General features: G+C 37.5%; 12 protein-coding genes. 4 read left to right on the top strand and 8 right to left on the bottom strand.

The features are described 5' to 3' along the window. Nucleotides 1-111: 111 nt before the first annotated feature. Nucleotides 112-984: a pyridoxal 5'-phosphate synthase lyase subunit PdxS gene (pdxS, locus tag DW721_RS01680; protein WP_118744588.1), complete on the top strand. Its 873-nt coding sequence runs from the start codon at nt 112-114 to the stop codon at nt 982-984. Nucleotides 985-1,053: 69 nt separating this feature from the next. Further along, nucleotides 1,054-1,638, top strand: coding sequence for a pyridoxal 5'-phosphate synthase glutaminase subunit PdxT (gene pdxT / locus DW721_RS01675; RefSeq protein WP_118744587.1), 585 nt, complete (start codon nt 1,054-1,056; stop codon nt 1,636-1,638). A 270-nt stretch (nt 1,639-1,908) separates the two neighbouring features. On the opposite strand, the gene DW721_RS01670 is transcribed toward pdxT, so the two are convergent. From DW721_RS01670 to DW721_RS01635, 8 genes are all read right to left on the bottom strand, one after another. Next, nucleotides 1,909-3,186, bottom strand: coding sequence for a glycosyltransferase family 2 protein (locus tag DW721_RS01670; protein WP_182436167.1), 1,278 nt, complete (start codon nt 3,184-3,186; stop codon nt 1,909-1,911). A 2-nt stretch (nt 3,187-3,188) separates the two neighbouring features. After that, nucleotides 3,189-4,385: a hydroxyethylthiazole kinase gene (locus DW721_RS15965; protein ID WP_182436166.1), complete on the bottom strand. Its 1,197-nt coding sequence runs from the start codon at nt 4,383-4,385 to the stop codon at nt 3,189-3,191. 39 nt (nt 4,386-4,424) lie between these two features. Then, a complete protein-coding gene (gene thiW, locus DW721_RS01660; RefSeq protein ID WP_055943964.1) occupies nt 4,425-4,922 on the bottom strand; it encodes an energy coupling factor transporter S component ThiW in 498 nt (165 codons plus the stop codon). Nucleotides 4,923-5,193: 271 nt separating this feature from the next. Continuing rightward, nucleotides 5,194-6,135, bottom strand: coding sequence for a transketolase family protein (locus DW721_RS01655; protein ID WP_118744585.1), 942 nt, complete (start codon nt 6,133-6,135; stop codon nt 5,194-5,196). A gap of 17 nt (nt 6,136-6,152) precedes the next feature. Then, nucleotides 6,153-6,983, bottom strand: a complete 831-nt coding sequence (locus tag DW721_RS01650) for a transketolase (RefSeq protein ID WP_022014749.1) — start codon at nt 6,981-6,983, stop codon at nt 6,153-6,155. A gap of 162 nt (nt 6,984-7,145) precedes the next feature. Continuing rightward, complete coding sequence (fsa, locus tag DW721_RS01645; RefSeq protein WP_118744584.1) at nt 7,146-7,805, bottom strand: fructose-6-phosphate aldolase; 660 nt, start codon at nt 7,803-7,805, stop codon at nt 7,146-7,148. A gap of 203 nt (nt 7,806-8,008) precedes the next feature. Beyond that, nucleotides 8,009-9,853: an aryl-sulfate sulfotransferase gene (locus DW721_RS01640; protein WP_118744583.1), complete on the bottom strand. Its 1,845-nt coding sequence runs from the start codon at nt 9,851-9,853 to the stop codon at nt 8,009-8,011. Between the two features lie 89 nt (nt 9,854-9,942). Continuing rightward, the gene (locus DW721_RS01635; RefSeq protein ID WP_118744582.1) at nt 9,943-10,365 is read right to left on the bottom strand and encodes a thioesterase family protein; all 423 of its coding nucleotides are present in this window, start codon (nt 10,363-10,365) and stop codon (nt 9,943-9,945) included. A 264-nt stretch (nt 10,366-10,629) separates the two neighbouring features. Here DW721_RS01635 and DW721_RS01630 point away from each other — a divergent pair, with 264 nt between their 5' ends. Both DW721_RS01630 and DW721_RS01625 read left to right on the top strand, forming a co-directional pair. Next, nucleotides 10,630-12,474, top strand: coding sequence for an ABC-F family ATP-binding cassette domain-containing protein (locus tag DW721_RS01630; protein WP_118744581.1), 1,845 nt, complete (start codon nt 10,630-10,632; stop codon nt 12,472-12,474). Between the two features lie 176 nt (nt 12,475-12,650). Beyond that, nucleotides 12,651-12,851: a cold shock domain-containing protein gene (locus DW721_RS01625; RefSeq protein ID WP_022014744.1), complete on the top strand. Its 201-nt coding sequence runs from the start codon at nt 12,651-12,653 to the stop codon at nt 12,849-12,851. Nucleotides 12,852-12,876 lie beyond the last annotated feature (25 nt).

The raw sequence follows: 12,876 nt of genomic DNA, 5'->3' as shown, positions 1-12,876 counted from the left end.
GTAAAGAATATTACATAGTGATTCAAAACTATGCGTAACAGTTCAGCTTTCCATTTATTACATTTTCATACAAATTTAAAATAAACATTTACGAATTTTGGAGGAAAAACGATGAATAAAAGATATGAACTTAATAAAGAACTTGCACAGATGTTAAAAGGCGGAGTTATCATGGATGTAACTACTCCTGAGCAGGCAAAGATTGCACAGGAAGCCGGTGCTTGTGCTGTTATGGCACTTGAGAGAATCCCTGCTGACATAAGAGCGGCCGGTGGTGTTTCAAGAATGAGTGACCCAAAAATGATAAAAGGTATTCAGGAAGCAGTTTCAATCCCTGTAATGGCAAAATGCCGTATCGGTCACTTTGCAGAAGCCCAGGTACTTGAAGCCATTGAGATTGATTACATAGATGAAAGCGAAGTATTATCGCCAGCCGATGATGTTTACCATATCAACAAGAGAGATTTCAAAGTTCCTTTCGTATGTGGAGCAAAAGACCTCGGCGAGGCACTCAGAAGAATCAACGAAGGTGCATCTATGATTAGAACAAAAGGTGAACCGGGAACAGGTGACATTGTTCAGGCTGTAAGACATATGCGTATGATGAACAGTGCAATACGAAAGCTCACAAGCCTTAGAGAAGATGAACTTTTTGAAGCGGCAAAACAGTATCAGGTACCTTATGAACTTGTAGAGTATGTTCACGAGAACGGTAAACTTCCTGTTGTAAACTTCGCAGCCGGCGGCGTTGCTACTCCTGCTGATGCAGCACTTATGATGCAGCTTGGTGCTGAAGGTGTATTCGTAGGTTCCGGTATATTCAAATCAGGAAATCCTGCAAAAAGAGCCGCTGCTATCGTAAAGGCAGTAACAAACTATACAGATGCAAAACTTATAGCAGAACTTTCAGAGAACTTAGGAGAAGCAATGGTCGGTATCAATGAACAGGAAATTGCACTTCTTATGGCTGAAAGAGGTAAATAAGGAGAAAAAATCATATACGCAAATTTTTTCACTAAATAAATTTGAAAATCAGAAAAGAGGGATACGGCTATGAATATTGGAGTCTTAGCTTTACAGGGTGCTTTTATTGAGCATGAAAAGGTACTTGATAAACTTGGTGTTGATTATACGGAGCTTCGTCAGAAATCTGACCTTGATACCAAACTTGACGGTATCATTCTTCCCGGCGGTGAGAGTACGGTTCAGGGAAAACTTTTAAGAGAGCTGGATATGTTTGAGAATATAAAAGAACAGATTGAGGATGGTCTTCCCGTTCTCGCCACTTGTGCCGGTATGATTCTTCTTGCTAAGGATATTGAAGATGATGACACTAAACACCTCTCAACACTTCCTATCACAGTTAAAAGAAATGCTTACGGCAGGCAGCTCGGAAGTTTTTATACGGAAAGTGATTATGAGGGACTTGGTGAAATCCCGATGACTTTTATACGCGCACCTTATGTTGCCGAGGCAAAACCGGAAGTCGATGTAACGGCTGTTGTCAATGACAATATCGTAGGAGTTGAATATAAAAATCAAATTGCCATCTCATTCCATCCTGAACTTGATGAGAGTACGAAAATTCATGAAAGATTTTTGAAAATGTGTGAAAGTCCCACTGTTGCACAAGCATAAATTTGAGATATAATGTAAAATCATCTATACTCAATAAATAAAATACACTTTATGTTGCAAATTAAAAAGCTGCTTGTTTTAATTTTAACAGGCAGCTTTTATTAAAACTGTAAAATTATTAAAATTCTCCCCACTCAAACCCATTTGTTTTTATGATACACAATCTCTCATTTCTTATATTTCTCTATATATTATCTTAATACAAAAATATATACACCTGAAATAATTCCGCCCACAATTTTGATGTTAAAATATTACATCCACCTATAATCATGCATCCTGTTTTCTCAGCTCCCTGACTTTCTGCATAAACACCGGCTTATTGGCAAATACAAAACTGCGCTTACTGTAATTATAATTTATCACATCAAGCATATCATCTTCCGTTCTCAATATGCAGTCATTTATATCTATGTAAATCTTTTCTCCTGAAAGGTCGTCTATATCAAATATATTATCACATATGACTATCTCTTTTACACCGGCCGCCGCTTTTTCGCACCACTTTATGTCATATCCAAAATTCTTTGCAAGAATTCTTACTCTCTCTGCCATTACGGAATGTTCATTTTCATTTATATAAAAACTGTCTGCACTTTCAAAAAGTTCCCTGAACAGCTTCTCATTGAAATCAAGTTCAAATATTCTGTTTTCACCTGCTTTTCCGGTAATTCCATGAATGGCATCATCGTATGCAAGCATTACCGTTTTTGCCCGGTTGTATTCGCCATTGTGAAGTCCCTCATATACTATCTGGAACATTGAATTTAAAAATGTGTCTGTCATTCTGTCAAGGTCTTTTTCAGTTGTGTACTTTACAAAGAAATTTATCCAGTTTCTCCACGCATAATATGTAGGAAATGTGTTTACCGTTTCCTTCTTTGCCCCCATTGCATGAAGTGCTTTTGATGTTCCTACAGATGCCACTTTCATTCCTGACTTATTGCAAAGATAACACCACTCCGTATCATCCCAGTAAAGAAAATTTTCTTCAGGCATAAATCCAATCTTATCTATCGTGCTTCTTCTTATCATAAGCGAGCAGGCAGCTACACTGTCTACATAAAGATAATCAGGCATGGAGCCATCCTCATACATATCAAGATGAGGTACATCAGTACAGAAATATTCAAAATCTATCGTCTGTCCGAACTGCTGAATATAATCAGGTGCTTCAAGATGATATATCTTTGATGCCGCCATACCCACTTCGTCATGCTCCTCAAGAAATTCATATAAATTTCCTATTGCATTTTCATCGAGCATCGCATCATTGTCAACACACATAAGATATTCATATCCCTCTTTGTATGCCGCACGAAGTCCTGTATTAAATCCACCCGAACCACCAAGATTTTCTTTATTTACAATAAGTCTTACCTTATCACCGTATTTTTCCTTAATAGCCTCTGGTGCACCATCTGTTGACGCATTGTCAACCACATACAGATCATAATCAGTAAATTTATTTTCAAGGATACACTGAATACATTCAAGCACCTTGTCAACTTTATTAAAATTACATATTACTATACCTATTTTCTTCAATATTATATCCCCTTTCCGATTATTCCTTCCAGTTCATTAAATAACAAACTGTGATATGTGCCTATAGTACCTTTCCCTACACTTTTTATATCGGTCGAAACACCGGTATTCTTTGCTGTTTCTTTCCAGACTTTTCCTGCTGAGTATGCCGTATAAAAATACTTCTGACTTAATCCATGTTTTCTGTCATATTTACTTCCATTTATTCCAGTTTCTGTTTTATTGTCCGCTGTTTCTGCAAATTGGATTTTGCTCCTATCGCCCGCCGCAGATACATGAGACAAATATGCCCCCGCTGCAAACAATGCACAGAGAGCAGACAGCATACATCCCGTTCCGCTGACTTTTCTCATCCTGCTGTCCCCACCATCTATTTTTAACACATTTTCACCATCGGAGATAATGTCAATATTTCCACTTATAAAAGCAACCGTATTATATTTACCGGCAAGAGCCATTGCTGCTCTTTCCTGTTCCTCCTCCGACAGTTTTATACTACTCTCAACTCCGTTTGATTTGATTTTTATATTTTCTTTATCTTCTGACAATCCTATTTTATTTTCAGAAAAATCACTCTTTAATCTTTCTTTATTGCTAAAATCTGCTTCTTCTATGTTAAGTTTTTCAAAATCAAATAAATTCTTTGCTTCTCTGCCAAAGTTTTTAAATTCAAGCAAAACCTTTGCCTCTTCATGGTTACATCTTATTATGTCAGGGTACACATTTGCAAGTATGTCATTTGCACATTTTTTTCTATAATTACTTGCACCGACTCCGACAGGGTCAAATATCACCGGATGTCCGAGTTTATTTGCACATTTTCCTGCCGCAATATATGCCGCTATCTTTTCATCAGACGGCACTCCCATATTTAAAAGCGTTGCCGATGTAATCTGCGTTATCTCCTCCATTTCCTTTATGTCCTGTGCCATTATCGCACTTCCACCTGCTGCAAGCAGCATATTTGCAACATCCTGCATAGTCACAACATTTGTAAGGCAGTGCACATTTGGAGCTGTGCTTTTTATATACCCGATATTTTCATTTACTATATTTTCCAGGGCTCGTTTGCTCTTTATGACACCACTTTTGATACTGCCACTTTTTGTAGTATCATTCTTCGCCTCATCTTTCTTAAACTTTTCACCAAATTTATTTTTTTCATTATCTGAGTCTTTAGACTTTTCATCTATCATCATAATAAACTTCCTTATTTTTATACAATATGTTCATCACATCTACTCAAAAAACTCCGTCACTCCACTCTTTTTAAGTGCAGTCACAAGTACAAATGCAAGAATACTTCCTGCTACAGTTGATATAAGAAACGGAACAACATACACAAACATTCCTATATCCTGAAGTCCCATCGCATATTTTGCCACCGGATAAGCCGCTATTCCACCAAGCACACCTGTTCCAAATGCCTCGGCAACACAGGTAGGAAGCACCTTTTTTGAAAATTTATAGACAAGACCACAGCATAAAGCACCGACCATACTTCCCGGAAATGCAAGAAAACTTCCAAGCCCTAAGATATTTCTGAGCAAACTTGCCACAAAAGCAATACCAACACTGTAACCGGGTCCTAAAAGAACCGCCGACAAAATATTTATCATGTGCTGAACAGGTGCACACTTACTTGATGCAACAGGCACACTAAGCATACTTCCCACCACCGCAAGAGCCGTAAAAACACCTGCCATAGCTAGTTTCTTTGTTGTTTTTGATTTCATTTTTATCCTCTTTTCTTATTATATGTACTCTCGGTATCTCCTCAAAACGAGTCATTTATCCCTCAAAAAAACACTCCCAAAGCAATACTTTTTCGGGTTTAATACAAAATTTACTCATTTACACAAGTCTGGCAGTCACTGTCAAACCATTGAATAAATAACAACCTTTAGGGTATTCACTTTGAGAGTGTATATATTTACTTGTAAATATATTTTTAGACTGTAAACATAAATGTACTTAATGTATCATTGAGCCCGTACACCAATTATATTAAGCCATAAATTCTTTAACTTTTGCGTAGATACCTTCACTGTCAAGACCGTATTTCTTGATAAGTTCTACTGCAGGACCAGACTCGCCGTAAGTATCATTTACACCAATCTTAAGAACCTTAGTTGGTGCTTTTGCACTGAGACAATCACATACTGCACTTCCAAGTCCACCAATAACAGAGTGTTCCTCAATAGTAACAACTTTTCCTGTCTCCTTAGCAGCCGCAACTATGAGTTCCTCATCGAGAGGTTTGATAGTATGAATATTGATAACTTTCGCATCAATTCCATCTGCTGCAAGTTTTTCTGCTGCCGCAATTGTCTCAGAAACCTCAAGTCCTGTTGCAACAAGTGTTACATCTTTTCCTTCGCGGAGAACAACACCTTTTCCAAGTTCAAATTTGTAATCAGGTCTGTCGTTTATTACAGGTACGGCAAGTCTTCCGAAACGGATATATACCGGACCCTCATGGTCAAGTGCTGCCTTTACTGCTGCTTTTGCTTCAACATCATCTGATGGATTCATAACTACCATTCCCGGAATTGTACGCATAAGTGCAAGGTCTTCACAACACTGATGTGTCGCACCGTCTTCACCTACTGAAATTCCTGCATGAGTTGCACCAATCTTTACATTGAGTTTCGGATATCCTACTGAGTTGCGAACCTGCTCAAAAGCACGTCCTGCTGCAAACATTGCAAATGAACTTACAAATGGGATTTTTCCTGTTGTTGCAAGTCCTGCCGCAATACCCATCATGTTACACTCAGCAATACCACAATCTATATGTCTTTCAGGATAAGCTTTCTTGAAGATACCTGTCTTTGTTGCTGCTGCTAAGTCAGCATCAAGTACAACAAGATTTGGATACTGCTCTGCAAGCTCTGTCAAAGCATTACCATAGCTTTCTCTTGTAGCAATTTTCTTTACTTCTGCCATTTTTTCCTCCTATCTGCTTATTTCAAGCCCTCACCGATTTTTTCAAGGTCAGCCATTGCCTGTGCATACTGCTCATCATTTGGAGCTGTACCATGCCAGCTTACATTGTTCTCCATGAAAGATACACCTTTACCTTTCACACTCTTCATAATGATAGCCGTAGGCATTCCTTTAGTTTCTCTTGCTTTCTTAAATGCATCTGCAATCTGTTCAAAATCGTGTGCATCAATCTCAATGACATTGAAATTAAATGCCTTAAACTTGTCTGTAATAGGATATGGTGAACAAACATCCTCAATCTTTCCGTCAATCTGAAGTCCGTTATTATCAACAATAACACAAAGATTGTCAAGTTTTCTTGCTCCGGCAAACATAGAAGCCTCCCAGACCTGTCCTTCCTGAATCTCACCATCACCAAGAAGTGTATATACTCTGTATGATGCATCATCAAGCTTTGCTGAAAGAGCCATACCAACTGCTGCTGATATACCCTGTCCGAGTGAACCGCTTGACATATCAACGCCCGGAATATGCTTCATGTCAGGATGACCCTGAAGATATGAACCTACATGACGGAGTGTCTTTAAATCTTCAACCGGGAAAAATCCTCTCTGTGCAAGTGTTGAATATAAACCTGGTGCGATATGACCTTTTGATAAAACGAAACGATCTCTGTCTGCTTTCTTAGGATCTTTAGGGTCGATATTCATCTCCTCAAAATATAAATATGTTAAGAGGTCTGCTGCAGATAAAGATCCACCCGGATGTCCTGATTTTGCGCTGTGTACTGCTGTGACAATGCCCTTGCGGACTTCATTTGCAGTCTTCTTTAATGCTAAAATATCCATGATATCTTCCTTTCTCTCAAAATTATTTTTATATGCCATACTCAATCTGTTATTACGGCACTTTCAAGTTTGTGTAAAGCACAAATCTTGTGCATGAAAATTTATTTTCACGCTTTACTCACCAAAGACAGCTATGCTGTCATTTCCGGTATTCTCAGCTTACTATTTACCAAAAACAGCTATGTAGTCCTTCTGGAATTTTTCAATACCCTGATCTGTAAGAGGATGCTTTGTCATCTGTTCGATTACACTGTAAGGAACTGTTGCAATGTCTGCACCTGCAAGTGCACAGTCTGTTACATGGATAGGGTTACGAACGCTTGCTGCAATTATCTCTGTCTTAATCTCAGGATAGTTTGCAAAAATATCTGCAATGCTCTGGATAAGATCGATACCAGGTGTTGAAATATCATCAAGACGGCCGAGGAATGGTGAAACATAAGCTGCACCTGCTCTTGCTGCAAGAAGTGCCTGGTTTGCTGAGAAGATAAGTGTTACATTACATTTAATTCCCTCACTTGAAAGAACTTTTGTTGCCTTAAGACCTTCAACTGTCATAGGAATCTTAACGATCATGTTCTTGTGAAGTTTGGCAATTTCTCTTCCTTCTTTAATCATTCCCTCTGCATCTACTGTTGTAGCTTTAACCTCTCCGCTGATAGGTCCGTCTACGATTTCCGCGATTTCTTTTAAAACTTCTTCCTGGCTCCTTCCACCTTCTTTTGCGATAAGTGACGGATTTGTTGTCACACCACAGATAACTCCCATATCATTTGCTTTCTTAATGTCCTCAATCTTTGCTGTGTCTACGAAAAATTTCATACTCTTATTTCCTCCTTAAAATATTGTTGTTTATTTTTTTTTAAATTATTATATAAAACTCTAAACGAGTTTATCAATGTGATTATACAACTTTTACTACCTAAGGTCAACGATATGATTAAATTCATTTAACAAAATTTTAATCTGCCGTATTCTCTACCTCAGCCGGCTTATAACCTTTAACATATATTTTACAGAAAACATCAATAAAACCAGAAGTTTTTCCAGTCATTCTTATATACCCTGTAAGGTCTGCCACCTGTCTTAAAGCCTTTTATCAGCTTTCCTGCCGAATCAGTTTCAATAAACTTTCCTTTATCACTGCAGCAATATATATAACTGTTGTCTCCTTTTATTATATTGCCATTATTTGATGTTTTTTCAAAAGCCTTTTTTTCCGAAACACGATAATTTTTTGCAGATTCATTTACCTTAAACTGGTAATAATATGACTTACCATTTGATTTCTTTGCATATTTTCCTGCATTATTGTTCAACATTGTTATCAGAGTGCCTGACGAATTGCTGGTAAGTGCATTTTGTCCATACTGTGATCTAAACGGATCAGGCTTTTTCTTTCCCTGATTTAAAATAGACTCTATACTGTCAGTATCGTCTGTCGCTGAAGGATCAGCAGTTGCCGACTCATCTGCATCATCTTTAGAATATTTCTTAAGCACTTTTTTCTTAAGATTTTTACATTTTGCCCATATATCTTTATCGGCAATAATGTAATCAAGCTTTGGAAGCAGACTTCCCACATTGCTGACCTTAAATATACTTGACAGCGACTTTGAACTTATAATAAGTTTGTTCGTTCCGCAGACCTGAACTGAATTTATATCTATCCAGTTTGCCTTTTTACCGGATTTTTTATACATCTCTGAAAGAAAATTATCAAAATCAAGTGCAAGACTTACTTTTCCCGTCTCAAGCTCAAGGCTCATTATCCTGCTGTTTCTTGAAGTCTTTTTTCCGAGTGCACTAGCTATAAAATATATATTTCCATAACCGTCATAAGCAAACTCTCCATCCTGCTTATATCCGTTTACCTGATAAATTCTTGTAACCTGACCGAGATCATTTATCCTTGTAAATTTATTTGCTGAACACGGATAAACAATATTGTCATATATTATCTGCATATTTTTTGCCACATTAGCTTCAAGCGGCATCTCACTCCTTAAAACTCCTGAGTTGTCATACATTGCAATAACATTTTTTCTGACTTTCTTTGTAACTGTCTTTTTGACACGCTTTGTTACTTTTTTGCCATTCTTTGTAACTTTTTTTGTAACAATCTTTACTGATTTTTGTGCTGTCGTCCTTCCATTACCAAATACCGTATAAAGACCATTGCTTATTTCCTGTCTGCTTCTTCCATCATATGTTGAAATTCTTGTTTTCGCCTGTGTAGCACTCTTAGGTATATCTACCGCATATACTATACTTTTTGATAACTGGTCTTTTCTGTTGTACAGCTTTAATGTTATGTAATTTCTCATTCCCGGAACAAGACCTATAAGCTGATATTCATGCTCTGTTGATACATTGCCGCTGCCGTCTGCTATAAGTGTTCTCGTAAAATCAGGAATTTTGCGGTCTTTAACGGAAATCGTATATTTACAATAACATCTTCCATCTGTCTTAAAGTACACATACATAGAACAATAATTTGTTCCATAAGGATTATATGCCCACAGTGCATCTTCAGGCGTATAATCTTTTGCTTTCTTTTTGATATTTGTGATATTCTCCTCAGCCCTTGCTGAATTGCTCTGATTATAAACATCTTTAATTGATTTATAATTTATCGTAACCACATTTTTATGTCGTCCGGACAGATAAAGATTGTTTATATCAAGCTGCTTTGCATCATCTATTGCCTTTCCATGCTGATTGGCGAGCAGGTCTTTTTCTTCTTTTATCTTTGCCTTATCTTCGCCACTAAGTCCGTTTGATATGTCACTCATCTTCCATACGAATATCCCCATACCTGCAAGCATAACTATACTTGTGATCAATATCGTCATCAGTTTTTTCTTCATCTTTGTATGCCCTCATTTCTCTAAAACTTAATTTCTGCCGGTCATGCTATAGCACAAATGGCAGCACTTAATCTAATATTAAGCAATCTTTATAAATCAACCTCTTCTTTTAATCTTTTATATATATCAGGATAATTTCTTTTTATATTGACTGGTTTCATATCCACATCAAGCAGACAATGCTCACTTTTTCCCGTTGTGACAAGCTCCCCAGCCTCATTTGTAATATTGTACTCCACACTTAATTTCATACCATTATATTTTACAAGTCTTGAGCTTATAATTGCTTTATCTCCAAAATGAAGCGGTTTAATATATTTACACTCTACTCCAAGCACAGGCATTATAAGTCCCATATCCTCGACTTTTTTATAATCAAGTCCTATTTTCTTTAGATAATCTATTCTCGCTTCTTCAAAAAAGCGTATATAATTAGAATGATGTACTATCCCCATTCTGTCAGTCTCATAATAATTTATTGTGTGCTCATACACAATACCCTTTTCATCCATAACTTACTGCCTCCCAAAATAATGGTTTTCTTTTGCACCCGCAGTGCTGACAATAACAAATAGTTGTTGCTTTACTTATCCATACCTATTATAATTATAACTTATTAAAAGTTGCTTTGCAATAACAAAGGACATACATTTATAAACTATTAACAAGTGTGCATTACCGATTATTGTTTTGTGACGGCTTTTCTAAAAAATTTGCGGCTGTCTTTAACCAAAAACATAAACAATAATCACTCAGTACACGGAAATGAGGATTTTATGAATCTTATTACGGCAGAACATCTCACACATTCATATACCGAAAGGCTTTTACTCGATGATACTTCATTTAGTCTGGGAGAAAACGAAAAAGTCGGTATTATAGGAATCAACGGAACAGGCAAATCAACTCTGCTTAAAATACTCGCCGGAATTGTTGAGCCTGACAGCGGAAAGATAACGATGGGGCGAAACTTAAGAATAGGCTACCTTTCACAGAAACCTGAATTTGCAAACAAAATAACTGCTCTTGAAGCAGCACTTCCGCTAAAAAAGGATATAGCTGATTCTCCGGCAAATTACGAACCACAGGCAAAAAATATGATGAACAAACTCGGTTTTAAAAATCATACCCAGCCGATAGAGGAACTCTCCGGAGGCCAGCGCAAAAGAATTGCTCTTATCAGAACACTTCTCACACCGGCTGATATACTTATTCTTGATGAGCCAACAAACCACCTTGACAGTGCAATGAACGAATGGCTTGAGGATTATCTGAAAAAATACCGCGGTGCACTCATTATGATAACACATGACAGATATTTTCTTGATACTGTTGTAAACCGCATCGTTGAGATAGACAAAGGAAAACTCTACAGCTACGAATGTAATTATCTTGGATTTCTTGAGCGAAAGGCACAGAGAGAAGAAATCGCAAATGCAACCGAGAGAAAAAGACAAAGTCTGTTAAAAACCGAGATTGCATGGATGATGCGTGGTGCAAGAGCGCGTTCCACAAAACAGAAAGCTCACATACAGAGATATGAAAATCTTCGTGACATGAAAGCCCCTGCCACTGACAGCACCATAGAGATAAGTTCAGCTTCGTCAAGACTTGGAAAGACAACGATAGAACTTGAACATATCTCAAAATCATATGACAACATCCCTGTAATTTCCGATTTTACATATTTCTTTTTAAGAAATGACCGTGTAGGTATCATCGGTCCAAATGGCTGCGGCAAATCAACACTTATGAACATCATCACCGGAAATGTCACTCCTGATTCCGGTATCGTCACCATCGGTCAGACCGTAAAAATAGGCTATTTCTCGCAGGAAAATGAAGCGATGGACGAGTCTTTAAGAGTTATTGACTATGTAAGAGAGGGCGGCGAAGTGATACATACAAAAGACGGCACTGTATCAGCATCCGTAATGCTCGAAAGATTCTTATTCCCGCCCGACCAGCAGTATTCCATTATCGGCAAACTGTCAGGCGGTGAAAAAAGACGGTTATATCTTCTTAGAATACTTATGGAAGCACCTAATATACTTATACTCGACGAGCCTACTAACGACCTTGATATAGCTACTCTCACACGACTTGAAGATTATCTCGATTCTTTTGAGGGAATCGTAATCACGGTCTCGCATGACCGCTATTTCCTTGACAGGGTCGTTTCAAGGATATTCTGCTTTGAAAACGGCACGATAAAGCAGTATGAGGGCGGTTACACAGATTATCTCAATCACACAACACATAAACTTGATGTAACTGATGCAGGCATTTCTTCATCTGAGAAAAATTCACCTGATGACGATACAGCAGAGGAAACAGACAAACCTAAAGTGACAAAAGATAACTGGAAAGACGGTCAGACAAAAAAACTTAAAATGTCTTATAAAGAAGAAAAGGAATTTGAAACAATAGAAAGCGATATTGCAACACTTGAACAGCAGATTGAAGATACTGACAATGAAATGTTAAAAGCTGCAAATGATTTTGTCAAACTCGGCGAATTATCAGCCAAAAAAGAGGACTTGCAAAAAGAGCTTGAACACAAAATGGACCGCTGGATATATCTTGAAGAACTTGCAGATAAAATATCCGGCAATGCGTGAACAACAGATGCCGTTTTTGCGGTAAAATAAAGCATTACAGTGTAAAAATGCGTTGACACTAATCATTTTATATGATAGATTTAATGTGTCGGCGGGTATATAAATCCTCTGACAGCCCAAGTCGTGCCGCCCACGGCATGACACAAATATTTTTTAAAGTTTTAGGAGGCAGTACAATGAAGGGTACAGTTAAGTGGTTTAACGCAAAAAAGGGTTTTGGTTTCATTTCAGATGAGACAGGCAAGGATGTATTTGTACATTACTCAGCACTTCAGATGGATGGTTTCAAAGTTCTTGACGAAGGTGAAGAAGTGGAATTTGACGTAGTAAACGGCGAAAAAGGACCACAGGCTTCAAATGTTGTAAAGATTGGCTAATTCATCTTTACATTTATTATAATCG

Origin of the sequence: Clostridium sp. AM27-31LB (assembly GCF_003480745.1) — a bacterium.
Taxonomy (GTDB): Bacteria; Bacillota; Clostridia; order Lachnospirales; family Lachnospiraceae; genus Butyribacter; species Butyribacter intestini.
This window is presented reverse-complemented; position numbering and strand designations above follow the sequence as displayed.

Excerpts from the sequence above, each read along its gene's own strand:
- DW721_RS01650 (WP_022014749.1), bottom strand. The coding sequence starts at position 6,983 with ATGGATATTTTAGCATTAAAGAAGACTGCAAATGAAGTCCGCAAGGGC.
- DW721_RS15965 (WP_182436166.1), bottom strand. The coding sequence starts at position 4,385 with ATGATGATAGATGAAAAGTCTAAAGACTCAGATAATGAAAAAAATAAA.
- DW721_RS01635 (WP_118744582.1), bottom strand. The coding sequence starts at position 10,365 with ATGGATGAAAAGGGTATTGTGTATGAGCACACAATAAATTATTATGAG.
- fsa (WP_118744584.1), bottom strand. The coding sequence starts at position 7,805 with ATGAAATTTTTCGTAGACACAGCAAAGATTGAGGACATTAAGAAAGCA.
- thiW (WP_055943964.1), bottom strand. The coding sequence starts at position 4,922 with ATGAAATCAAAAACAACAAAGAAACTAGCTATGGCAGGTGTTTTTACG.
- pdxT (WP_118744587.1), top strand. The coding sequence starts at position 1,054 with ATGAATATTGGAGTCTTAGCTTTACAGGGTGCTTTTATTGAGCATGAA.
- DW721_RS01640 (WP_118744583.1), bottom strand. The coding sequence starts at position 9,853 with ATGAAGAAAAAACTGATGACGATATTGATCACAAGTATAGTTATGCTT.
- pdxS (WP_118744588.1), top strand. The coding sequence starts at position 112 with ATGAATAAAAGATATGAACTTAATAAAGAACTTGCACAGATGTTAAAA.
- DW721_RS01625 (WP_022014744.1), top strand. The coding sequence starts at position 12,651 with ATGAAGGGTACAGTTAAGTGGTTTAACGCAAAAAAGGGTTTTGGTTTC.
- DW721_RS01630 (WP_118744581.1), top strand. The coding sequence starts at position 10,630 with ATGAATCTTATTACGGCAGAACATCTCACACATTCATATACCGAAAGG.
- DW721_RS01655 (WP_118744585.1), bottom strand. The coding sequence starts at position 6,135 with ATGGCAGAAGTAAAGAAAATTGCTACAAGAGAAAGCTATGGTAATGCT.